The 22,663-nt window shown below is 65.9% G+C and carries 20 protein-coding genes and 1 tRNA gene; 11 read left to right on the forward strand and 10 right to left on the reverse strand.

Features of this window, described 5'->3' with window-relative positions:
- The first annotated feature begins 90 nt into the window (after nt 1–90).
- Nucleotides 91–1,386, forward strand: a complete 1,296-nt coding sequence (locus tag U1701_RS05725) for a tetratricopeptide repeat protein (protein ID WP_332781583.1) — start codon at nt 91–93, stop codon at nt 1,384–1,386.
- 52 nt (nt 1,387–1,438) lie between these two features.
- On the opposite strand, the gene U1701_RS05730 is transcribed toward U1701_RS05725, so the two are convergent.
- Nucleotides 1,439–1,906 (reverse strand): Lrp/AsnC family transcriptional regulator, encoded by a 468-nt coding sequence (locus U1701_RS05730; RefSeq protein ID WP_332781584.1) that lies wholly within the window; start codon nt 1,904–1,906, stop codon nt 1,439–1,441.
- 150 nt (nt 1,907–2,056) lie between these two features.
- On the opposite strand from U1701_RS05730, the gene U1701_RS05735 reads away from it, so the two are divergent.
- Together U1701_RS05735 and U1701_RS05740 are read left to right on the forward strand one after the other, a co-directional pair.
- Nucleotides 2,057–3,826: a sensor histidine kinase gene (locus U1701_RS05735; protein ID WP_332781585.1), complete on the forward strand. Its 1,770-nt coding sequence runs from the start codon at nt 2,057–2,059 to the stop codon at nt 3,824–3,826.
- Complete coding sequence (locus U1701_RS05740) at nt 3,823–4,818, forward strand: polysaccharide deacetylase family protein (protein WP_332781586.1); 996 nt, start codon at nt 3,823–3,825, stop codon at nt 4,816–4,818. The genes U1701_RS05735 and U1701_RS05740 overlap by 4 nt, the downstream gene beginning before the upstream one ends.
- Nucleotides 4,819–4,833: 15 nt before the next feature.
- Here the strand turns inward: U1701_RS05740 and U1701_RS05745 are convergent, their stop codons facing one another.
- The gene (locus U1701_RS05745) at nt 4,834–5,238 is read right to left on the reverse strand and encodes a response regulator transcription factor (protein ID WP_332781587.1); all 405 of its coding nucleotides are present in this window, start codon (nt 5,236–5,238) and stop codon (nt 4,834–4,836) included.
- A 186-nt stretch (nt 5,239–5,424) separates the two neighbouring features.
- Nucleotides 5,425–5,501 (reverse strand) — tRNA-Pro (locus tag U1701_RS05750).
- 143 nt (nt 5,502–5,644) lie between these two features.
- On the opposite strand from U1701_RS05750, the gene U1701_RS05755 reads away from it, so the two are divergent.
- The 8 genes from U1701_RS05755 (at nt 5,645) to mazG (ending at nt 13,534) form a co-directional block, all read left to right on the forward strand.
- Nucleotides 5,645–6,691 (forward strand): lytic murein transglycosylase, encoded by a 1,047-nt coding sequence (locus tag U1701_RS05755; protein WP_332781588.1) that lies wholly within the window; start codon nt 5,645–5,647, stop codon nt 6,689–6,691.
- The gene (locus U1701_RS05760) at nt 6,675–7,400 is read left to right on the forward strand and encodes a septal ring lytic transglycosylase RlpA family protein (RefSeq protein WP_332781589.1); all 726 of its coding nucleotides are present in this window, start codon (nt 6,675–6,677) and stop codon (nt 7,398–7,400) included. Before U1701_RS05755 ends, U1701_RS05760 begins: the two co-directional genes overlap by 17 nt.
- A gap of 34 nt (nt 7,401–7,434) precedes the next feature.
- Nucleotides 7,435–8,598, forward strand: a complete 1,164-nt coding sequence (locus U1701_RS05765; RefSeq protein ID WP_332781590.1) for a D-alanyl-D-alanine carboxypeptidase family protein — start codon at nt 7,435–7,437, stop codon at nt 8,596–8,598.
- A gap of 4 nt (nt 8,599–8,602) precedes the next feature.
- The gene (locus U1701_RS05770; protein WP_332781591.1) at nt 8,603–9,580 is read left to right on the forward strand and encodes a DNA polymerase III delta subunit-related protein; all 978 of its coding nucleotides are present in this window, start codon (nt 8,603–8,605) and stop codon (nt 9,578–9,580) included.
- Nucleotides 9,581–9,623: 43 nt separating this feature from the next.
- On the forward strand, nt 9,624–11,168 hold the full coding sequence (metG, locus tag U1701_RS05775) for a methionine--tRNA ligase (protein WP_332781592.1): 1,545 nt from the start codon (nt 9,624–9,626) through the stop codon (nt 11,166–11,168).
- The gene (locus U1701_RS05780) at nt 11,168–11,944 is read left to right on the forward strand and encodes a TatD family hydrolase (RefSeq protein ID WP_332781593.1); all 777 of its coding nucleotides are present in this window, start codon (nt 11,168–11,170) and stop codon (nt 11,942–11,944) included. Before metG ends, U1701_RS05780 begins: the two co-directional genes overlap by 1 nt.
- The gene (locus U1701_RS05785; protein WP_332781594.1) at nt 11,941–12,705 is read left to right on the forward strand and encodes an MBL fold metallo-hydrolase; all 765 of its coding nucleotides are present in this window, start codon (nt 11,941–11,943) and stop codon (nt 12,703–12,705) included. Before U1701_RS05780 ends, U1701_RS05785 begins: the two co-directional genes overlap by 4 nt.
- 94 nt (nt 12,706–12,799) lie before the next feature.
- Entirely contained in the window at nt 12,800–13,534 is a 735-nt protein-coding gene (mazG, locus tag U1701_RS05790) for a nucleoside triphosphate pyrophosphohydrolase (protein WP_332781595.1), read from the forward strand.
- Here mazG and hflX read toward each other — a convergent pair.
- The 7 genes from hflX to dusB are packed head-to-tail and all read right to left on the reverse strand — an operon-like array spanning nt 13,515 to nt 22,631.
- Nucleotides 13,515–14,807: a GTPase HflX gene (hflX, locus tag U1701_RS05795; protein ID WP_332781596.1), complete on the reverse strand. Its 1,293-nt coding sequence runs from the start codon at nt 14,805–14,807 to the stop codon at nt 13,515–13,517. The genes mazG and hflX overlap by 20 nt on opposite strands.
- Nucleotides 14,808–14,817: 10 nt before the next feature.
- Nucleotides 14,818–15,414, reverse strand: a complete 597-nt coding sequence (gene hfq / locus U1701_RS05800; RefSeq protein WP_332781597.1) for an RNA chaperone Hfq — start codon at nt 15,412–15,414, stop codon at nt 14,818–14,820.
- Nucleotides 15,415–15,456: 42 nt separating this feature from the next.
- Entirely contained in the window at nt 15,457–16,833 is a 1,377-nt protein-coding gene (gene ntrX, locus U1701_RS05805) for a nitrogen assimilation response regulator NtrX (protein ID WP_332781598.1), read from the reverse strand.
- Between the two features lie 4 nt (nt 16,834–16,837).
- Nucleotides 16,838–19,090, reverse strand: coding sequence for a sensor histidine kinase (locus U1701_RS05810; protein ID WP_332781599.1), 2,253 nt, complete (start codon nt 19,088–19,090; stop codon nt 16,838–16,840).
- Between the two features lie 52 nt (nt 19,091–19,142).
- Complete coding sequence (ntrC, locus tag U1701_RS05815; RefSeq protein WP_332781600.1) at nt 19,143–20,585, reverse strand: nitrogen regulation protein NR(I); 1,443 nt, start codon at nt 20,583–20,585, stop codon at nt 19,143–19,145.
- The gene (locus U1701_RS05820; protein WP_332781601.1) at nt 20,582–21,646 is read right to left on the reverse strand and encodes a two-component system sensor histidine kinase NtrB; all 1,065 of its coding nucleotides are present in this window, start codon (nt 21,644–21,646) and stop codon (nt 20,582–20,584) included. Before U1701_RS05820 ends, ntrC begins: the two co-directional genes overlap by 4 nt.
- Nucleotides 21,633–22,631 (reverse strand): tRNA dihydrouridine synthase DusB, encoded by a 999-nt coding sequence (gene dusB / locus U1701_RS05825; protein WP_332781602.1) that lies wholly within the window; start codon nt 22,629–22,631, stop codon nt 21,633–21,635. Before dusB ends, U1701_RS05820 begins: the two co-directional genes overlap by 14 nt.
- Nucleotides 22,632–22,663: the final 32 nt, after the last annotated feature.

A 22,663-nucleotide genomic window follows, 5' to 3' on the forward strand; every position in this document is an offset into this window, starting at 1 on the left:
GAACTTAACAAGGGGTGTTTGCTTGAACAGCGCGAACCCCGTCCATATAGCGACGCACGCGCGTCGATGACGCATGAGGAGAGTGCACCCATGAAGACCGTATCGAAGCTCGCGCTGGCGGCCATTTTTGCGACGGGCGTGAGCGGAATGGCGCTGAGCGCGCCCGCTTTTGCCAAGGACAAGAAGGACGAGGCGAAGGCGCCTGGCCTGAAGCTTAGCCCCGACGTGCTGAAGCCCGCGCAGATCGCGCAGACCGCGATCAATGCTGGCGATTTTGCCACCGCCGAACCCGCGGTTGTACAAGCCGAAGCCGCGGTGAAGACCGACGACGACAAGTATATCGCTGCGGCGATGCGGTACGACCTCGAGCTGCGCAAGCTTGCCGCGACCCAGGCTGCCAACCCGAACGCGCCGATCAACGAAACCATTTTGGCCAAGCCGCTCGACACGCTGATCGCCAGCCCGAGCACCCCGGCTGCCGATCGCGGCCGCTATGCCTATCGTCGTGGTGCGCTCGCGTTCAACGGCAAACAATATCCGCAGGCGCTGCAGTATTTCGCGCAGGCGAAGCAGCTGGGTTTCAACGATCCGAACATCGGCTTGCAGATCGTAAAGGCGAAGATGGAAAGCGGCGACGTTGCCGGCGGCGCAGCCGATCTCGAGGCGACGATCGCGCAGCAGGCGGCTGCGGGCCAGAAGCCCGACGAGCAGCTGTATCGCTATGCGATCGCCAAGTCCTACGCCGCCAAGAAGACGCCCGAGACGATGGCGTGGCTGAAGAAATGGGTCACCGCGTATCCGACGGCGAAGAACTGGCGCGATACGGCGGTCCTCGTCGGCATCCAGCAGAACGCACTGGTGCCGATGGATGAGACCCAGAAGATCGACATGTTCCGCCTGATGCGCGCGACAAAGTCGCTCGCCGACCAGAACGATTATCTCGAATATGCCGACAGCGTGAACCGCCGTGGTCTGCCCAGCGAAGCGCAGGCCGTCGTCAAGGAGGGGATCGCAACGGGCAAGATTCCCGCCGCGAACTCGATGGCAAAGGCGCTGATCGCCGATACCACGACCGCCATCCGCAACGATGGTCCGATCGCCGCGATCGAGAAGCGTGCCGAGGGGGCCGCCAACGGTAAGCTCGCCGCAAGCACGGGCGATGTCTATCTGGGCCAGGACAATTACGCGAAGGCTGCCGCGATGTACCGGCTCGCGCTGACCAAGGGTGGTGTGGCTGCGGACGACGTCAACTTGCACCTCGGCATCGCGTTGGCGAAATCGGGCGACAAGGCAGGGGCTGCAGCAGCGTTTGCCGCGATCCAGTCGTCGCCGCGCAAGGAAACCGCCGGTCTGTGGTCGACCTGGATGGGTGCACCGGTCGCCTGACCGGTTAATCGACGGAAAAGGGGGGCGGCAGCGATGCCGCCCTTTTTTTGTGTCAGTCGACGGTGACGGGGATCCCCGACAGCGCCTTTGCGGTCCGGATCGTCAGCGACGTCTTCACGCTGGCGACGTTCGGCGCGGGGGTGAGGTGGGTGGTCAGGATCTCCTGAAAGCTCTTCAGATCGGCCGCGACGATCTTCAGGATGAAGTCGATCTCGCCGTTGAGCATATGGCATTCGCGGATTTCGGGAATGTCGGCGATGTGATGCTCGAACGCGGCCAGATCGTGCTCGGCCTGGCTGCGCAGGCTGACCATCGCGAACACGGTGATGGGAAACCCCAGTTTGGCCGCGTCGAGATCGGCATGATAGCCGCGGATCGCGCCGGCCTCCTCCAGCGCGCGGACGCGGCGCAGACATGGCGGGGCGGTCAGCCCCACGCGATCGGCGAGGTCGACATTGGTCATACGACCGTCGGCCTGCAGCAGCGACAGGATCTGGCGGTCGATCCGGTCTAAACTCATTGCGCACAACTCCTTGAGGACATCGCGAACCGCGATGCATTGACGCGCATAGCGATAAGATAATTGCGGGAAAACGCAATTGTCCCACATTGCAACGACATCAAATCAATCCTTTCTTAGGAGAATCGAGCGCGGTAGTGGCAACGCACGATGCGGCTTTCCACGAGCATCGTCGCGGGAGTGCGTGTGCGGTTCGACGACAGCCTAAAGACCGTGTTATCCGCCAATATGGCGACGGGCTTCGGCGCGCAGGCGGCATGGCGCCAGCTTGTCGACCTGATGGGCCGCGGGCGGGTTGCCGCCGACGGTCCGGCTATCGCGCGCCTTCACGCGCTGCGTGAAACGGTGCCCGCGCCGGTTCGTGCCGCCAGCGCTCGCGCGCTTGCCTTCGCGTCGCCAGGTGTCGAACTGGTGGGTTTCTTCGCCGAGGACGAACTGGCGATCGCCGCGCCGGTGCTGCGGATGGTTAGGCTCCCTGCCGAGGACTGGCTGGCGCTCCTGCCGCGGTTGACCCCGGTTGGGCGTTCGATCCTGCGCAACCGTCGCGATCTGCCGGCGGAAGTGGGGCGGGGGCTGCTGAGCTTCGGGTCGACCGACTTCATCCTTCCCGAGCCGAACCGTGATCCCGTCGAACGGCCCGAACCGAGCCTCGCGCCCGTCGAGAGTGCGGACGCTGTTCCCGCGCCGATCCCGCTGAGCGCAACACCGTTCATGGCGCTGGGCGACATCGCCCGCGGCCTTCCGGTGGTGGAGCAGGCATTCCGGCATGTCGCCGCCGAACGCGCAAGCGACCCTGCGCGCTTCGAGATTTCGGACCTGGTCGCGCGGATCGACGCCTTCAAGCGCGACCGAGTCGTCGCGCCGCTCGAACCGATCGCGCCATCCACGCAGGCGGACCGCTTCCGCTTCGAGACCGATTCTCTTGGCGTCATTCGCTGGATCGATGGCGTGTCGCGCTCCGCGCTGATCGGCGTCTCGCTCGGCCACGCCACGCTTCAGGGAGACGCGCAGGTCGACGGCATCGTCGCCGGTGCGCTCCGCCGCCGCTCGCGGTTCAACGACGCGCGGTTGCAGATCGGTGGCTTGTCGGATGCCGCAGGCTCGTGGCGCGTGTCCGGGGTCCCGGCGTTCGATCATCAGACCGGTCGGTTTACGGGCATGCGCGGCACGGCGCGACGGCCCCGCCCCGACGAAGTCGCCGAGCGGCGATCGGCATCGTCGCCGGTATCCGATTCGCTGCGCCAGCTCGTTCACGAACTTCGCACGCCGACCAACGCGATCGCGGGGTTCGCCGAACTGATCGAAACCGAATTGCTCGGCCCGGTCTCGCCGACCTATCGCGAGCGCGCGGTGGTGATCCGGACGCAGGCGGCGGAGCTGCTCGCGGCGATCGACGATCTCGACACCGCGGCGCGGATCGAGGGCCAGGCGCTCGAGCTGCGGCCGACCGTGGTGCCAGTGCTGCCGTTGCTCGAACGTATCGTTCGCGATCTCCAGCCGCTGGCGGATCTGCGCGGGGCGACGGTGCTGGTCTATCCTGGCACAGCCGATTGCGACATTGCCGGCGATGACCGCGCGGTCGAGCGGCTGGTCGGGCGGCTACTCGCCGCGCTGGTCTCGGCCTGCGACCGGGGCGAGCGGATCGGCATCGCGGCAACCGTGGCGGCGGGGCAGGTCACGCTTTCGGTCGATCGCCCGCAGGCGCTCGCGGCACATGCGGCCGATACGGCCTTCAGCATCGATGTCGAAGACGAGGTCGAGGGCGCGCCCTTGCTCGGGACCGGCTTTACCTTGCGGCTGGTGCAGAATCTGGCGGGCGAACTGGGTGGCGGTCTGACCATAGATGCCAACCGCTTGACATTGCGTCTGCCGGCCGCGTTCAATGCCGAAATGGGGCAGGCGTCCGACATTCTCCGGTGATTGCCGATAGCGCGTATCGCGTACCGCCGCCGTCCGACGCGCAAGCCATCGACTGGCCCGAATCCTTCGGGGCGCGGTACACCGTTTTCGTTGACGTGGAGGAAGAGTTCGACTGGCAAACCTCGTTCGACCGTGCCAATCGGGCGACGACCGCGATCGCGGCGCTTCCCGCCGCACATCGTCGCTTCGTCGATCATGGCGTTGCGCTTGCCTGCATGGTCGATCATCCGATCGCCACCGACCCCGGCGCCGTCGACGTTTTGCACCGGGTGGTCGCCGACGGCCGATCGGAGATCGGCACGCAGCTCCACCCCTGGGTCAATCCGCCGTTCGACGAAAGCGTGTCAGCGGTCGCCAGTTACGCCGGCAATCTGATGGGTACGCTCGAAGCCGCCAAGATCGACAGTCTGACCGCCGCCGTCGAGCGTGCGTTCGGGCACCGGCCGCGCGCCTATCGCGCCGGTCGCTACGGTATTGGTCCGCGCACGATCGCCTTGCTTGCCGAGCGGGGATACCGGATCGATAGCTCGATCCGGCCGGGTTATGATTACACGGCGGACGGCGGACCGGATTTCACGATGCTCGACAGCCACGCGTTCCGCACCGGGCCGGTGATCGAGCTGCCGCTGACGACGGTCTTTACGGGTCGATTGCGTCGGGGTGGCGCAAAGCTCCACGGCGCGCTAGGCAATGTGCCCAAAGCGCGGGGCGTGTTCGCGCGTTTCGGGCTGCTGTCGCGGATTGCGCTGACTCCCGAAGACATGCCGATCGCCGCCGCGATCGAAGCGGTCGATGTCGCGCTCGGGGAGGGCGTGCGCTTGCTCAATTTTTCGTTCCACTCACCGTCGCTCGCGCCGGGCCATACCCCGTACGTGCGTGATGCGGCGGATCTGGCGCGGTTCCACGGATGGTGGGAGACGATGGTGCGGCATCTGGCGCGCCGGGGCGTCGCCAACGCCTCGCTCGGAGAGATTCTCGCAGCGCTGGCCTAGCGGCGCAGCTCAATTCTACGTCGGTCGACGCACTCTGCGATCCGCGGTGAACTGTTTCGTCGCCAATGCGGCCTCGACGCGTCGCACCAGATCGTCAGGCTGGAACGGCTTGGTCAGGTAATCGTCTGCGCCGGCTTCCAACGCCTCGTCGGCCAGCCCCCCGCCGCGCTTCCCTGTCAGCATCAGGACCGGTGTCAGATAGGTTTCCGGCGCCTGTCGCAAGCGCTTCAGGATTTCCATCCCCGGCATTCCGGGCACGGCTCGATCGAGGATCACGAGATCGGGCCGCTTGAACGCGATGGTATCGTAAGCGAGCGTGCCGTGCCCGATCACGCCGACCAGATGGCCGGCCTGGGTCAGGATATCCCGGACGAGTTCGCCCGCCAGGTCGTCGTCCTCGACATAGATGATTCGAGCCATAACATCCTCTTCCAGCCAGCGGCATACGTGTCAGGCACGGCGCCACGGTCTCGATATGTCCATCGACCCGCTATCCTTAAAGGTCTGTAACGATGACGTGAATACCGTCCATCGGGGACGGTGTGCGACGCGGGCTCGTGTGGCCGCATCTTTGCAGCGACGGCGGCGTTCCGATTATTTGCTCGATGGTCGGGGAGACAGGATTCGAACCTGCGACCCCCTGGTCCCAAACCAGGTGCGCTACCAGCCTGCGCCACTCCCCGACGATCGAGCGGTTAGGCCGGGTGGGCGGGATGTGCAAGCCGCCTTGGTCGATCGGGCGAAATGAGTATCGCGCGCCGGTGCGTGGCGATGACGCGACAACCCGGGGTTCCGAACTCGGCCTGCGTGTGGCAGACACGCGGTCATGTGGGGAATACCAAAAGCGTCGAAGTGGTTGCGTCGTGGCGCTGTAACGTTGGCTGTCGTGCTGGCGGGCAGTGGTCCTGCAGTCGCGCAGGACGATTCAGGCTTTCAGGCGTATTTGATGACGCTGCGGCAGCAGGCGCTCGCCGAAGGCGTGACGCAGCGGACCGCCGACGCGGTATTTCCGACGCTCACGCTGAACGAGCGGGTAATCGAACTCGACCGGGCGGAGCCGGGGTCGACGACGACCAGCGCGGTGCCGGCGTTCGCGCCGTACAAGGCAAAGCATGTCGACGCGGCGCGGATCACGCGCGGTCGCAGCGCCTATCAGGCACAGCGCTTCCGGCTCGAGCGAATCGAGCGCGAGACCGGTGTCCCCGAATCGGTGATGGTCGCGATCTGGGGACATGAGACCAACTACGGCAGCTACACGGGCGATTTCGACCTGCTGCGCTCGCTGGCGAGTCTGGCCTATGAGGGCCGGCGCCGCAGCCTGTTCGCGGGGGAATTCATCGCGGGTCTGAAAATCCTCGATCGCGGCATTACGCGCGAGCAGCTCAAGGGCAGCTGGGCTGGTGCGATGGGCAACCCGCAATTCCTGCCGTCGATCTATCTGCGGCTCGCGCGCGACGGGGACGGCGATGGCCGCGCCGATATCTGGAACAGCCCAGCCGATACGCTCGCGTCGATCGGCAATTATTTCGTCGACGCCGGCTGGCGCGCGGGACAGCCCTGGGGCTTCGCGGTCAGCGTGCCCGCGCAGTTCGACCGGTCTCAGGTGCGCAACCGGCTCGTCTCGCCGCGCTGCCCACGCGTGTTCGAACGCCACAGCGGCTGGCGGACGATCGCCGAGTGGCGCGCGCTCGGCATCGTGCCGCAGGCGCGAAGCTGGCCGAACGATTCGGTGATGGCGACGTTGCTCGAACCCGACGGTCCCGGTGCGACGGCCTATCTTCTCACAAGCAACTACCGCGTCATTCTCGATTACAATTGCTCGAATTTTTACGCCCTCTCGGTTGGCCTGCTGGCCGATGCGGTCGAACGCTAGGATCCTCGTCATCGCGTTCGCGCTCGCCGGGTGCGGCGGGACGCGGCCTAGCGTCGGTGCCACGCTGCCGATCAGCGGCGCTTACGGCCAGTACCAGGAGACCGGACTCGCGAGCTGGTATGGCGAGGAGCTTTCGGGCAACCGGACCGCGTCGGGGGAAATGTTCGACGCCGGCGCGATCACTGCCGCGCACCGCACGCTGCCGCTCGGATCGTTCGTCGAAGTGACGTCGGTCGAGACCGGACGATCTATCCTGGTGCGGATCAACGATCGGGGGCCGGGACGTCGCGATCGAATAATCGACCTGTCGCGCGGCGCGGCGCGGATGCTCGGGACCGACCGCCGCCCGGTCGCGGCCGTGCGCGTGCGCGCGATCATGCCGACACGGCAGGACGCCGCGACGCTGCGCGCCGGTCATGCCGTCGCCGCGCGCGATCCACGTTTTACGCAAGCCGTCGCGGCACTGCCACGATCCGCGCAACTGCCAACGCTCCGTCCCGGCCACAGCTATGGGCTGCAGGTCGCCACCTTTTCGAACGAGGCGCGGGCGCGGGCGCTGGCCGAGCGGCTCGATGCACGGATCCTCGGCGGCGGCGGATTGTGGCGTGTCCGCCTCGGACCGTATGACGACCCGCAAAGCCTGCAACGCGCGCGTGACGCGGTCGCTGCGCGCGGCTATGGCGACGCGCAGGTCCTGGTTGAGGATTGAACGCTTGATATCGACCCCAATGCACGGAATTTCCATGAAGACGCTGATCGCCGCTCCGCTTGTCGCCCTGATGCTCGCGAACCCGTCGGTCGCCGCCGCGCCGCAGTTCCAGACCGCCGCGCCGATCGCCTATATGGAGGACCTGTCATCGGGCGCGGTGCTGTACGCGCGCGATGCCGATCGCCGCATGCCGCCGGCCTCAATGGCGAAGATGATGACGGTGTACGTCGCGTTCGACATGATCCGCAAAGGCGAGCTGAAGCTCGACCAGATGATGACCGTACGGCCTGAAACCTGGGCGAAATGGCATGGTCCGGCAGCGGGTTCGACGATGTTCCTGTCGTCGGGTGAGAGCGTCAGCGTCGCCAATCTGCTTTACGGCATTGTCACGCTGTCGGGCAACGACGCCTGCGTCGTGCTTGCCGAGGGCATTTCGGGCTCCGAGCAGGCGTTCACCGAGCGGATGAATCGCGCGGCTGCCGAGATCGGGCTCAAGAACAGCCATTTCGGGACGGCGAACGGCTGGCCGGACAATGGCGTCACCTATGTCACGGCGCATGACCTGGCCGATCTCGCCGCGGCGACGATCACCAACCACCCGGCGCTCTACAAGCAATTCTATTCGAAGCGCGACTTCACCTGGGGCAAGACGATGGGCGGCAACGCCATCACCCAGGCGAATCGCGACCCGATCCTCGGCCGCGTCGCGGGCGCAGACGGGCTCAAGACCGGCCATACCGAAGAGGCGGGCTATGGTTTCACCGGTTCGGCCGAGCAGGGCGGTCGGCGTCTGGTCATGGTCGTCGCCGGCCTGACGAGTTCGGCGCAGCGTAGTGAGGAGTCGGTGCGGTTCATGGAATGGGGCTTCCGCGCCTGGTCGTCGAAGCCGATCGTCGCCAAGGGCCGCAAGGTCGAAACCGCCGAGGTTCAGATGGGCGATTCATCGACCGTCGGTCTGGTCGCGCCAAAGGGGCTGACCGCCACGCTCCCCGCCGGCACGTCACCCAACCTCGTCGCCAAGGTCGTCTATAACGGCCCGATCAAGGCGCCGATCAAGGCGGGGCAGCATATCGCGGACCTGATCGTCAGCACGCCCGACGGGGTCGAGCAGAAGATGCCGCTGGTCGCCGAGAAGGATGTGGGCACGGCCGGCTTTTTCGGTCGCGCCTGGGCCGGGCTGACCGGGTTCTTCGGCTGATCCGGTGACGGCGATCCAGGGCAACGCGGCGGCACAGGCCGCGTTCCTCTCGGCGATGACGAGCGGGTCGCTGCATCATGCGTGGCTGCTGACCGGGCCGCAGGGTGTCGGCAAGGCGAGCTTTGCACGAATGGCGGCGATCCGCATGCTCGCCGACGGCGCGGGCGGGGCGGGCCTGTCGCCGGGGCTCAGCGTGCCCGCGGGACATCCGACCCGCGCGTTGGTCGAGGCGGGATCGCATCCTGACTTTCGCGTGCTGGCGCGCCTCCCCAAGGATCCGGAAAAGCCGGACCAGGATATCGCGCGCAGCATCACGATCGCGCAGGTGCGCACGCTGCAGCCGATGTTCGCCACCACGCCGTCGATGAGCAGCCGGCGCGTCGTGCTGATCGATGCGATCGATGATCTCGAACGCGGCGGCGCGAATGCGTTGCTCAAGAATCTCGAGGAGCCGCCCGCCGGGACGATCTTCCTGCTGGTCAGCCATGCGCCGGGCCGGTTACTCCCAACGATCCGGTCGCGGTGCCGACTGCTGCGGTTCGAAGCGCTCGCCGACGAGGACGTCGCGGCGGCGATCCGCGCGGTGCAGCCCGAAGCAGACGAGGCGGAGATCCAGACGCTGGTCCGCGTCAGCGACGGCGCACCGGGGCGCGCACTGCGCTACGCCGGGCTCGACATTGCCGCGATCGACGACGCCATCGCGCGGATCGCGGGCGAGGGGGATCGCGACAACAGCCACCGCCTGCGGCTGGCGAAGTCGCTCGGCGGAAAGGCGGCACAACCGCGGTACGAAGCGTTTCTCGACCGCGCACCCACATTCATCGCGCAGGCGGCACGGACGCGGTCGGGCCCGGCGCTGCGATCGGCGCTCGACGCGCACGCGGCCGCGCGCGACCTTGCAGGAGCCGCGATCGGCCTGTCGCTCGATGCGCAGGCGACGGTGTTCGAGATGGCGGGGATCGTCGCGTCGCTCAAGGCTTGACGCCGGGCTTCACCTGATCCGGCCGATGCTCTAGGAGCCGCGCATGGCCGACCCTTTCTATATCACCACCGCGATCAGCTACCCCAATGGCCGCCCGCATATCGGGCACGCCTATGAGTCGATCGCCGCGGACGCGATCGCGCGCTTCCAGCGCCAGGCCGGGCGCGACGTGCGGTTCCAGACCGGTACCGACGAACATGGGTTGAAAATGGTCCAGACCGCACGCGACCTGGGCAAGGACGTGCGCGCGCTGGCCGACGAAATGTCGAGCATGTTCAAAGCGATGTGCGATCGTCTTGGCGTGTCGTACGACCGTTTTATCCGCACCACCGAACCCGATCACCATCGCGCCAGCCAAGCCTTGTGGCAGGCGATGGCGGACAGCGGCGACCTGTATCTCAGCCGCTACGAAGGCTGGTATTCGGTACGCGACGAGGCGTTTTACGACGAGAAGGAACTGACCGGGGAGGGTGACGATCGCCGCTCGCCGCAGGGGACGCCGGTCGAATGGACCGCCGAGGAAAGCTGGTTCTTCCGGCTGTCGAGGTATCAGCAGCCGCTGCTCGACCATTTCGCCGCAAATCCCGACTTCATTCGGCCCGAGGGGCGCCGCAACGAGGTGATCCGGTTCGTCGAAGGGGGCCTGTCCGACCTGTCGGTGTCGCGTACCAGCTTCGACTGGGGCGTGCCGGTACCTGGCAGTCCCGGGCACGTGATGTACGTCTGGGTCGATGCACTGACCAACTATCTGTCGGGGGTCGGCTATCCCGACGACGCGCCCGACCGGCGCTATTGGCCGGCGGACCTGCATCTGATCGGCAAGGACATCGTGCGCTTCCACGCGGTCTATTGGCCGGCGTTCCTGATGTCGGCGAAGCTCGCGCTGCCGAAGCAGGTTTTCGGGCACGGCTTCCTGCTTCACCGTGGCGAGAAGATGTCGAAGTCGATCGGCAATGTCGTCGATCCCGGTGAACTGGCCGACGCATTCGGGGTCGATGCGCTGCGCTATTTCCTGCTTCGCGATGTCAGCTTCGGACAGGATGGCAGCTATTCGGCGGAGGCGATCGTCACGCGCGTCAACGCCGAGCTCGCGAACAGCTTTGGCAATCTGGCGCAGCGGACATTGTCGTTCATTGCCAAGAATTTGGATGGTGTTCTTCCCGGCACGGGTACGGTCGACGACGCAGACGGCATGTTGATCGAAGAGGTCGTCGTGGCGTGTGCCGCGTTGAAGGCCGGGTTCAACGATCTGGCGCTGTCGCAGGCGATCGAAGCATGGATGCGCGGTGTGTTTGCGTGCAACCAGTATATCGACGCACAGGCCCCCTGGGCGCTGCGCAAGACCGACCCGGAGCGCATGCACGCGGTCCTCAGGACTCTCGTGCGGGCGATCAGGATGTTAGCGATCGCGATCCTGCCGGTGGTGCCTGAGGCGGCTGGAAAGGTGCTCGATCAGGTCGGCGCCGACGCGCGCGACCATGCGGCGATCGATGACGACGGATGGTATGACCGGACCGCCGCCAGCGGGTTCCGGATCGCGCCGCCATTGCCGGTGTTTCCGCGGCTCGACATGCCGGCGGCCGCCTGATGCTCGCGGACAGCCATTGCCACCTCAATTATGACGGGCTGGTCGAGGACCAGCAGGGGGTGCTGGCGCGGGCACGGGAGCGCGGCGTGACCGCGATGCTCAATATCGCGACGCGGGAGCGCGAGTGGGACGCGGTCGTTGCGACCGCCGAACGGGAGCCCGATGTGTGGGCGACGATCGGCATCCATCCCAACGAGGCGGACGAGCATCCGACGATCGATGCCGCCCAGCTGGTCGCGCGTGCGCGGCACCCGCGCGTCGTCGGTCTCGGCGAAAGCGGGCTCGATTATTACCGCGACACGTCGGATCGCGAACGCCAGCAGGCGAGCTTCCGTGCGCATATCGCGGCGTCGCGCGAAACCGGTCTGCCGATCGTCGTCCATACGCGCGACGCCGAGGACGATACCGCTGCGATCATGGCGGAGGAGATGGGGAAGGGGGCCTATCCCGGCGTCATCCACTGCTTCACCGCCAGCGGAGCATTCGCCGACAAGGCGTTGGATATGGGTCTTTATATCTCGATCTCGGGGATCGTGACGTTCAAGAATGCGAAGGATCTGCAGGAAACCGCGCGGCGCTTGCCGATCGATCGGCTGCTGATCGAAACCGATGCGCCGTTCCTTGCCCCGGTGCCCAATCGCGGCAAGCGTGGCGAGCCGGCGTTCGTCGCCGACACCGCGCGCTTCCTCGCCGATCTCCGTGGCGAGTTCGTGGAGCATCTGTCGCAGCGCACCGCCGAGAATTTTCACACTTTGTTTGCCAAGACCCGCGCGTGAAAATCCGCATCCTCGGATCGGGAACGTCGTCGGGCGTGCCGAGGATCGGCAACGACTGGGGCGCGTGCGATCCCGGCGAACCGCGCAACCGCCGTACGCGGGTTTCCGCGCTGGTCGAGCATGACGGTACGCGGATCCTGATCGATACGAGCCCGGACATGCGCGAACAGCTGCTCGCCGCCGACGTCGACACGATCGATGCGGTGATCTGGACGCATGACCATGCCGATCACTGCCACGGTATCGACGATCTGCGGCAGGTGTTTCACGCCATGGGGCGGCCGGTCATCGGGTTTGCGCGACCGGCGACAGCCGCGGCGCTGGAGGCGCGGTTCACCTATGCCTTTCATGGCCGCCAAGGTTACCCATCGACGATCGATCTGCGCCCGTTGCCGGATCGGCTGACGATCGGTGGGATCAACATCCGTGTCACCGATCAGCCGCACGGCACCATCGAGGCGACCGGCCTGCGCTTTGAAGCCGGCGGCGTCTCGATTGGTTATGCTACCGATTTCAATATCATGACCGACGACATGCTGGCGTTGTATGACGGTCTGGACGTCTGGGTCGTCGACGCATTGCGACGCTGGCCACATCCGACGCATCCCGAACTCGCTGCCGTGCTTGGCTGGGTCGAGACCCTGAAGCCGAAGCGCACCGCGCTGATCCACATGGACAACAGCATGGACTATGCGACGTTGCGCGGTGAGTTGCCAGACGGCGTCGAGCCTGGATACGATGGACTCGTGCTGGGAGCGTGAGACTGACATGCGGCCAACCACTGATCACGTGTGAGTTTTACATAATGTATATTATCACTCTCGGATTGGCTCGCTCTAGCATGGCGCCTGCGCGATGATCGACCGGCTCGTTGCCGTGATGGCAAAGCTGCGCGATCCGGTCTCGGGCTGCGAATGGGATCGCGAACAGACCTGGGCGACGATTGCGCCCTATACGATCGAGGAAGCCTATGAGGTCGCCGACGCGATCGCACGCGACGATGTCGACGATATCAAGGACGAGCTCGGCGACCTGCTGCTCCAGGTGGTCTTCCACAGCCGGATCGCAGAGGAAGCCGGCGCCTTCACGCTCGCCGACGTCGTCACCGCGATCAGCGACAAGATGGAACGGCGCCACCCGCATATCTTCGGCGACGCCACAACGTCACCAGGATGGGAAGCCCTCAAGGCTGCCGAGCGCGGTGCCAAGACCGATGGCAGCGCGCTTGCCGGCGTCGCGCTGGGTCTGCCGGCGCTGACGCGCGCCGAAAAGCTGCAGAAGCGCGCGGCACGAACCGGGTTCGACTGGCCTGACGCAGCCGGCCCGCTCGACAAGGTCCATGAGGAGATCGCCGAGATCCGCGAGGCCTCTCCGGAAACGCTGGCAGAGGAGATGGGTGACCTGCTGTTCGCGGTCACCAATTGGGCACGGCATCTCGGGATCGACCCGGAAGCCGCTCTGCGCGCGGGCAACGCCAAATTCGAGCGCCGCTTCCGCGCCATGGAGGCGCAGGCCGGCGACGCATTCGCCGGCCTCACTCTCGCTGACAAAGAAGCGCTGTGGCAGGACGTCAAGCATCGCGGCGAATGAAGCGGTCGTAGTCGGCCTCCGACAACCGAACTTCATACGTCGTCTCAAGCCCGTCGACCCGCGTGTCGATCACCTCGCCATGTGCGTGGAGCCAGGCGGCCCCCGCCCCGTCGGTGGCGTCGATCGACAACCAATAGCGCCTGTGCGCGCCGGTGAGCTTGCCAGCAACCTGGTCCAGCAGGCCGGCGACCCCTTCCCCGCTCAGCGCCGAGATCGCGACGACATCCTCGCGGTGCGCGGCTTCGCCAGCGATCTCGTCATGGTCGGCCTGATCGAGCAGATCGAGCTTGTTCCAGACCTCGAACCGCGGGGTCGCCTCGTCGACGCCGATCTCCGCCAACACCGCCTCGACATCCGCGCGCTGCGCCTCGGTATCGGGGTGCGCGATGTCGCGGACATGGATCAACAAGTCGGCAGAGACGACCTCTTCCAGCGTTGCCTTGAACGCGGCGACCAGTTGCGTCGGCAGGTCGGAGACGAACCCGACCGTGTCGGACACGATCGCCTTGTCGATCCCCGGCAACTGAATCTGTCGCAGCGTCGGATCAAGCGTCGCGAACAACAGATCTTCCGCCATGACGTCAGCACCCGTCAATCGATTGAAAAGCGTCGACTTTCCAGCGTTGGTATAGCCGACCAACGCGATCACAGGCCATGGTGCGCGCTGGCGCCGTTCACGGTGAAGCCCGCGAGTCCGGCTGACCTGCTCGAGCTCGCGCTTGAGTTTGGCCATGCGGTCGCGGATCAGGCGGCGATCTGCTTCGATCTGAGTCTCGCCGGGACCACCCAGGAAGCCGAAGCCACCGCGCTGGCGCTCGAGATGGGTCCAGCTGCGCACGAGCCGCCCGGCCTGATAATCCAGATGCGCGAGTTCGACCTGAAGTCGACCTTCAGCGGTCGCGGCCCGCTCGCCGAAGATCTCGAGGATCAGCCCGGTGCGGTCGATGACCTTGGTGCCGAGCGCCTTTTCGAGGTTGCGCTGCTGGATGGGGCTGAGGCTCGCGTCGAACACGACAAGCCCCGCCTCTTCCATCCGCGCCTGCGCTGCGAGCATCTCGACCTGCCCGCTGCCTATCAGGGTCGCGGGCTTAGGCTGGCGGACGCGGTACGCGATCCGTTCGACGACTTGCACGCCGATGGCCGCTGCCAACCCGGCGGTCTCCGCGAGCCGCGCATCGGCATCTCGCGCCGCGTCGCCCTGATCCGGCAGCACGATGATGGCGCGCGTGCCGCGCGCAAATTCATCCCGGTCGCGATCGAACCCGTTACTCAAACACTCATCCTCATTCGTCTTCGGCCTCGTCCTCAGCCCCGTCATCGGCGGTTTCCCCTGCCAAGTTCAGCGGCCGCGACGGCTGGATCGTCGAAACGGCGTGCTTGTAGACGAGTTGCGCCATGCCTTCACGCTGCAACAGCATGCAAAACAGGTCGAACCCAGCAATGTGTCCCTGCAGCATGACGCCGTTGATCAAAAACATCGTCACGCTGTCTTCGGATTTGCGCACCGCATTCAGGAAGATCTCCTGCAAAAGCGGCTGCTTCTTCTGATTTTCTCCGACAGCCTCGAGGAGCGCGGAGACGTCCATTGGACCGGCCGGCATGATCGTCGAGATTGCATGCTTGTAGATCAGCTGCGACTGGCCGTCGCGGCGGAGAAGGACCGAAAAATTATCGAACCAGGTGACGATGCCCTGGAGCTTCACGCCCTTGACTAGGAACATCGTGACCGGCGTCTTTGTGCGCCGGAGAGCGTTCAGGAACAGGTCCTGGAGCGAGCCTTGCTTGTCGGCCAATGGGATAACCCTTGTTCTTGGCGGGACTTTGCCCGCGAGGCGCCGTTTCCCGGCGTCGGAGATGGACCGATTACCGGCCGCAGGCACAATCTATGGTCGACGAGGGGCTACGTCCAGACCGGCGACGGACTATTCGTCGCGGGTTTCGGTGATCCCGAGCAGCTTTAACTTGCGATGCAAGGCGGAGCGCTCCATCCCGATGAAGCTCGCCGTGCGTGAGATATTCCCTGAAAACCGCCGGATCTGGACGCGCAGATATTCGCGCTCGAACGTCTCGCGCGCCTCGCGCAACGGCGATCCCATGATTGCCGTCGCACTACCGCCGCCCATATCGCCCTGGTCGCCGAGTACTTCGGCGGGCAGCAGGTCGAGATCGATCCGCCCGATCCGGTCGCCCGGCGCCAGGATGATCGTCCGCTCCACGACGTTGCGGAGCTGGCGGACATTGCCCGGCCAGTCATAGGATTGCAGCGCAACCATCGCATCCGCCGCGATTTCCGGCGTCGGCACGCGGCGTTCCGCGGCGTAATGCGCGATGAAATGCTGAACAAGCGCAGGGATGTCCTCGCGGCGGTCGGACAGGGGCGGAATCGTTACCGGGACGACGTTGATCCGGTAATAGAGGTCTTCGCGGAACCGGCCCTCTGCAATCTCGAACACCAGATCGCGCGCGGTCGCTGACACGACTCGAACGTCGACCTTCACGACACGCGTACCGCCGACGCGCGTAAAGCTCTGGTCGGTGAGCGCGCGCAGGATGCGGGCCTGGGTTGCGATCGGCATGTCGGCGATCTCGTCGAGGAACAGCGTGCCGCCATGCGCCTGTTCGAACAGGCCGGGGCGAACGAGGTCGCCCCCCTCTTCCACGCCGAACAATTCCTCGTCGACGCGCTCAGGCGTCATGCGGGCGGCGCTGACGATAATGAACGGTGCGTCGGTGCGCTGGCTCCAGCCGTGCAACAGCCGTGCGGCGACCTCCTTGCCGACGCCGGCCGAGCCCATGATCAGCACGCGACTGCCGGTCGCCGCGACGCGCTTCAGCGTGGCGCGGACGCCGTTGATCGAACCCGAACTGCCGGTCAGGTCGGTTTCGCGGCCGACCGTCGCGCGTAGCGTGGCGACCTCACGGCGTAGCCGTTCGGTCTCGGTTGCCCGTGCGACCATCAGCAGCAGGCGTTCGGCCTCGAACGGCTTTTCGATGAAGTCCGATGCGCCGCGGCGGATTGCGGCGACTGCGGTATCGAGATTGCCATGGCCCGAGATCACCAGCACCGGAATGGACGGATCGCGCCGCTTGATCTCGTCGAGCAGTTCAAGCCCATCGAGCCGCGAACCGTGCAGCCAGACGTCGAGGAGCACCAGCGACGGGCGCCGTTCCGCGATTGCCTCTAGCGCGGCATCGCTATCGCCTGCATCGCGCGTCTGATACCCTTCGTCCTCCAGAACGCCGGCCACCAGTTCGCGAATGTCGCGTTCGTCGTCAACGACGAGAATATCGAGCGCCATTACATCATGTCCGGTTGCGAGTAATCGTGTCGAGCTGGCCCTCATGGGCCAGCTCCGGTGCGAATGCCCCCTGTTCGGCGGCTTGGTCGCCGCCTTGGTCGAGCGCTGCCAGCGCCCGCGTGTCGAAGAGCATCGTCACGAGCGTCCCACCGCCCGGACGATCGGAGAAGCCGATCGTGCCGCAATGTTCCTCGATGATCTTCTTGACGATGGCAAGCCCGAGCCCGGTGCCACGTGCGCGCGTCGTGACATAGGGTTCGACGATCCGGTCGCGCTCGGCGGGCAGACCGATACCGGTATCCGCAACCTCGATGCCGATGCTGCGGCCTGCTTCCTCGGTCAACGTCATCACGACGGCGTGGTCGCCTGCCCCGCGGCTCTCGATCGCCTCGACCGCATTCTTGACGATGTTGGTCAGCGCTTGCCCGATCTGGCGACGGTCGCAGACCAGGGTCGGACCAGGGACGTCGTGGATCAGCTGAAACCGGATACCCGGGTGCGCGACCTCGTGCAGGAACATCGCCTGGCGGGCGGCGTCGACCAGCGATTCCTCCTTGAACACCGGCTTGGGCATGCGTGCGAACGACGAGAATTCGTCGACCATGCGGCGCAGATCGGCAACCTGGCGGATAATCGTATCGGTTAGTCGGGCAAACGTCCCGTCTTCGGCGTCGATCTTGCTGCCATAGCGCCGCTGCAACCGCTCGGCGGCGAGCTGGATCGGGGTGAGCGGGTTCTTGATCTCGTGCGCGATGCGCCGGGCGACATCGGACCAGGCTGCGCGGCGCTGGTCGAGCAGTTGCTGGGTGATATCGTCGAAGGTCAGGATCGGCCCGGTCGCGGGCCGCGCGATCCGCACGGCGAGCGTACGAACCTCTCCCCCCTGCCCAACCTCGACGATCGCCTCGCGGTCGGTGCCGTCGACCATATTGTCGAGCTCGGGCGCGACGACGGATAGTTTGCGGCCGACCAGCCCGCCCGGCCCGGTGCCGAGCAACGCGGTGGCCGAATCGTTGGCGATCGTAATGGTGCGGTCGCGGCCGGTTGCGACCACGCCAGCTGACACGCCAGCCATCACCGCCTCGATCAACGCTCGGCGCCCGTCGAGCTGGCTGTTCGCGGTCACGAGTTCGGTATTCTGCTCCTCGAGCCGCCCGGTCATCTGGTTGAACGCGTTCGCGAGCGTTCCGACTTCGTCGCGGCTGCGCGGATCCGGCACACGCGCCGACAAATCACCTTCCGCAACGCGCCGCGCTGCGGCGACCAACTCGCCGACGGGCCTGACGAGGCGATCGGCAACCGCTAGCGCGATGGCAACCGCGACGCCCACGATCAGCAGCGAGATGACCAGCAACGCGGCGTGGAACTGAAGCTGCAGCGTTCGCGAGCGGGTCTGCAGTGCCCGATAATCGGCAACGATCGCATCGCCGCGCTTGAGCTGCGCGGCCAATTGTTCGTCGAAGATGCGGGCCGCGTAGAGATAGGTATGCGTCCCGTAATTGAGCGGGACGATGGCCCCGGCGCGATCATCGTTCTGCGTCGTGACCACCTTTGCGCCGCTATCGATCGCGCGCATTACCTCGGGAGACACGACGTTCTGCAGGGGGCGCCCATAGGGATTGAGCACGATCAGCGGGTCTTTTTCGTCGCGGCGGATGATCATCGCCTCCGAAAGCTCGCGCTTCACGGTCTGGAATAGCAGCCCGTCGGTGAATCGCTTGCTGTCGATCGCGTCTTCTTTGAGATAGCCGGCGAGATCGATCGCCATCGCCTGGGTTTCGCCCGAGACCCGGCTAATCTCGCGTTCGTAATTGCCGCGCGCGAGAGTGCTGGCGTTTTCGAGCATACTCCGCGCCTGGTCCGAGTACCAGAACTGCACGCCATATTGGAACAGCAGCGACGCAAAGATCGTGACGAGCAGCATTGGTACCGCGGCGACGACCGAAAACAGCGCGACCAGCCGGACGTGGAGGCGACCGCCCCCGCCGACCGGCGAGCGCGCGGCGCGACGCCGCGCGATGCGGCGACCGAACAGCATCATCATCGCGATCCCGGGAACCAGGTTCGCGACGAGCAGAAGCGCAATGAGCGGTGGCGCAATCAACCGATCCGGCGAACCCGAACCACTGATGACGAAATAGGTCGTAAGAGCCATCGCGACCGCGATCGCGACGACGAGCGCCTCGACCGCAGGAGTCACCGCAAACCGGTGCGGCAGGCCTTCATCGTCCATCGATTGCGTCGCGGCGGCGATCATCGTTGCTACAATACAACGACAACCGTTGCTGGGAAACCACATAATGCGCGATTTAACGCGGGCGGGGTTCCGGCGGTCGCCCCGTTTCCCCGCCAAGGCCAATCCCCAGCGTGTCCAGCCGCTTGCGAAGCGTGTTGCGATTGATGCCCATCGCCCGAGCCGCGCGTAGCTGGTTGTCGCCGTGACGCGCCAGCATCGCCTCGATCAGCGGGCGTTCGACCTCACCGATGACGCGGTCGTAGAGCGTGCCATCGTCGAGCGCGGCAGGGTTGTCGCGGGCGATGCGGTCGATCAAGGCGCGCACTGCATCGGCGATGTTCGCGTCACTGGCCTCACCGCCCGATACCGGCGTGCCGAGCATTGCCCGTATCGAATCGGCGCCGATGACCTCGTCGCGCGCGAGCACCGCCAGACGCCGCATCAGATTTTCGAGTTCGCGGACGTTGCCCGGCCAGTCGTAGCTGCCAAGGGCGGTGAGCGCCTCGTTGGCGAGTTGACGACGCGGAAGCCCCTGCGCGGCTGCGTGATCGAGGAAATGCCGGGCCAGCAACGCCACGTCCTGTCGCCGCTCCCGCAATGGCGGCAAGGTGACGGGCACGACGTTGAGCCGGTAGAACAGGTCCTCACGGAACTGGCCCGTCGCAACCTGCGCGGCAAGATCGCGATTGGTGGCGGCAAGGATCCGGACGTCGACGCGGATCGTCCGTGCGCCGCCGACACTGGTGAATTCGCCCGATTGCAGCACCCGCAGCAACCGGGTCTGCGCCTCCATCGGCATGTCGCCGATCTCGTCGAGGAACAGCGTACCGCCCGCCGCCTGTTCGAACCGTCCGGCATTGCGCGCCGCAGCGCCGGTGAATGCGCCACGTTCATGCCCGAACAACTCGGCCTCGATCAGCTCACGCGGGATCGCGGCCATGTTGATCGCGACGAACGGCGCTGGCCCGCGCGGCCCCAGATCATGGATCGCCCGCGCGACGAGTTCCTTGCCGGTACCCGATTCGCCCGAGATGAGGACGGTCAGGTCGTTCGACACGACGCGCGCGATCACGCGGTAGACGTCTTGCATCGCCGCCGACCGGCCGATCAGCGGCAGCGCGCTGTCCTCCCCCGGCCCTTGCTCCGACGTCAGGCCACCACGCGACAGGGCGCCGGTCACCGCGCGCGACAGCACGTCGAGATCGAACGGCTTGGGCAGATATTCATACGCGCCGACTTCGGCCGCGCGGACCGCGGTCGTCAGCGTGTTCTGCGCCGAGAGCACGATGATTGGCAACGTCGGAAACCGCGTCGCGACGCCGCGGATGTGATCGATGCCGTCGCCATCAGGCAGGATGACGTCGGTAATCAGCACGTCAGGAACGCCGCCAGCGAGTGACCGCTCCAGCGCCGCCAGCGAGTCGGCGACGGCGACGTCGTGTCCGCCCCGGCGCAGTGCCTGGGCAACGACGGTGCGGATCGCGGCGTCGTCGTCGACGACCAGAATCGTGCTCATGCGGACGCCCTTGGCAGCAGCAAACGCAGAACCGTCATCTCAGGCGTCCCTTCGCGGGCATATTGCACGATCCCGCCCATGTCGCGGGTCAGCTTGTCGACGAGAGCAAGCCCGAGCCCCTGCCCCTCGCGCCGGCCCGAGACGAATGGGTCGAACAGATGATCGGCGATGTCCGGCGGCGCGCCCGGGCCGGTGTCCATCACGCAGATCTCGATCGGCAGCATCTGGCGCGGTCGCCCTGGCGCCGTACTGATGGTGATCCCGTGGCGATAGGCGGTGGTCAGGATGATCCGTGAATCACGTGTGTCACGAACGGCTTCACGGGCATTCTTGAGCAGGTTAATGACGATCTGAAGCAGGGCGTCGCGGTTGATATGCGCGGCGGGCAACGACGGATCGAACCGTTCCTCGATCGTGACGCCACGCGCGAATCCGGCCAACGCGAGTTGCCGCGCGTGCGCCAGCAGCGGATAGATGTTCTCGCTGGCGAGCGGCAGCGGCCGGGTGTCGCTGAAATCCTGCATCCGGTCGATCAAGGCCGCGATCCGGTCGACTTCGGTGACGATGAGCGTGGTCAGTTCGCCCGCGCCGAGCAGTTGTGCCGCGCCGCGAATTCCGGACAGGGGGTTCTTGATCTCGTGCGCCAGCATCGCCGCCGCGCCGACCGCGGCGCGTGCCCCCGCTGCGCGGTCGACCGAATGGCCGAGACGGCGCGAGTTCGAGGCGGCATGCAGCGTGATCACGCGCCAGCCTGCATAGTCCGCGATCGGCGTCTCCGCGAAATCGACCCGGATCTTACCGGCATGCGCGGTCGCGATCTCGGTGTCGTACACGGCAAGCCCCTGCCCGTCCTGACTCGCAGCGTTTTCCAGCGGCGGGAACAGCGCGGCAAGCGGTTGGCCGAGCATCAGCCGCTCGGACAGGTTGAGCAACTGTTCGGCGAGTGCGTTGGCGTGCGCGATGCGATTGGCGGGGTCGACGACGACAACCGCAACCGGCAGCGCGGCGAACAGCTCGGCGAAGCCCGGCCGTTCGCGGTGCTGCGGTTCAGGCCGCGGCAAGCTGACGCCAGGGCGCGTAGAATTCGGCGAGCATCGCCTTGACCTGGTTCGGGTCAGGTACCTGGTTGACGCGGTTGCGGAATTCCGCCGATCCGTGGAGTCCGCGGGTGTACCAGCCGATATGTTTCCGGGCCATGTTGACCCCGGTCTCGATCCCGTAATGTTCGAGCATCGCTTCGTAATGGCCAGCGATTGCAAGATATTGTTCGTCGAGTGTCGGATCTTCGACGCGGCGTCCGGTCGCGAACCAGGACATGACCTGGCCGAGCAGCCACGGACGACCATAGGCGCCGCGTCCGATCATCAGCCCGTCGGCGCCGGACTGTTCCATCGCCGCTTCGGCATCCTCGATCGAGCAGATATCGCCGTTGACGATCACCGGGATACCGACGGCGTCTTTGACCTTCCGCACGAAACCCCAGTCGGCATTGCCCTTGTACATCTGGTTGCGCGTGCGGCCGTGAACGGTGATCAGCTTGACGCCGAGGTCTTCGGCGATCCGCGAGAGTTCGGGCGCGTTGAGGCTGTCATGGTCCCAGCCCATCCGCATCTTCAGCGTGACCGGCACGTCGACCGCCTTGACGGTCGCTTCGATGATCGCGGTCGCGAGCTTGACGTCGCGCATCAGCGCCGACCCGGCGTCGCCGTTGACGATCTTTCGGACCGGGCAACCCATATTGATGTCGACGATCGCCGCGCCGCGATCCTGGCTGAGCTTGGCCGCCTCCCCCATCTCATAGGGCGTGCAGCCGACCAGCTGCATCGAGACGGGTTCCTCCAGGCGATCCCAGGCCGATTTTTGCAGCGACTGGCGCGTTTCGCGGATCGCCGCCTGGCTCGCGACCATCTCGGTGACGTTGAGGCCCGAGCCATAGCGTCGCACGAGCGTGCGGAATGGCATGTCGGTGACTCCGGTCATGGGCGCGAGCACGACGGGGCTCTCGATCCGGACGGGGCCGATCTGGATTGGGGACAATGTGCGCATGGATGTGCCTGAAAAACGGGCATCCCGTAGCC

Origin of the sequence: Sphingomonas rhamnosi (assembly GCF_036663615.1) — a bacterium.
In the GTDB taxonomy this organism is placed as follows: domain Bacteria; phylum Pseudomonadota; class Alphaproteobacteria; order Sphingomonadales; family Sphingomonadaceae; genus Sphingomonas.

Excerpts from the sequence above, each read along its gene's own strand:
- U1701_RS05810 (WP_332781599.1), bottom strand. The coding sequence starts at position 19,090 with ATGATCGCCGCCGCGACGCAATCGATGGACGATGAAGGCCTGCCGCAC.
- U1701_RS05725 (WP_332781583.1), top strand. The coding sequence starts at position 91 with ATGAAGACCGTATCGAAGCTCGCGCTGGCGGCCATTTTTGCGACGGGC.
- U1701_RS05755 (WP_332781588.1), top strand. The coding sequence starts at position 5,645 with ATGTGGGGAATACCAAAAGCGTCGAAGTGGTTGCGTCGTGGCGCTGTA.
- U1701_RS05730 (WP_332781584.1), bottom strand. The coding sequence starts at position 1,906 with ATGAGTTTAGACCGGATCGACCGCCAGATCCTGTCGCTGCTGCAGGCC.
- dusB (WP_332781602.1), bottom strand. The coding sequence starts at position 22,631 with ATGCGCACATTGTCCCCAATCCAGATCGGCCCCGTCCGGATCGAGAGC.
- U1701_RS05745 (WP_332781587.1), bottom strand. The coding sequence starts at position 5,238 with ATGGCTCGAATCATCTATGTCGAGGACGACGACCTGGCGGGCGAACTC.
- ntrX (WP_332781598.1), bottom strand. The coding sequence starts at position 16,833 with ATGGCGCTCGATATTCTCGTCGTTGACGACGAACGCGACATTCGCGAA.
- metG (WP_332781592.1), top strand. The coding sequence starts at position 9,624 with ATGGCCGACCCTTTCTATATCACCACCGCGATCAGCTACCCCAATGGC.
- U1701_RS05765 (WP_332781590.1), top strand. The coding sequence starts at position 7,435 with ATGAAGACGCTGATCGCCGCTCCGCTTGTCGCCCTGATGCTCGCGAAC.
- U1701_RS05760 (WP_332781589.1), top strand. The coding sequence starts at position 6,675 with ATGCGGTCGAACGCTAGGATCCTCGTCATCGCGTTCGCGCTCGCCGGG.
- ntrC (WP_332781600.1), bottom strand. The coding sequence starts at position 20,585 with ATGAGCACGATTCTGGTCGTCGACGACGACGCCGCGATCCGCACCGTC.
- mazG (WP_332781595.1), top strand. The coding sequence starts at position 12,800 with ATGATCGACCGGCTCGTTGCCGTGATGGCAAAGCTGCGCGATCCGGTC.
- U1701_RS05780 (WP_332781593.1), top strand. The coding sequence starts at position 11,168 with ATGCTCGCGGACAGCCATTGCCACCTCAATTATGACGGGCTGGTCGAG.
- U1701_RS05735 (WP_332781585.1), top strand. The coding sequence starts at position 2,057 with ATGCGGCTTTCCACGAGCATCGTCGCGGGAGTGCGTGTGCGGTTCGAC.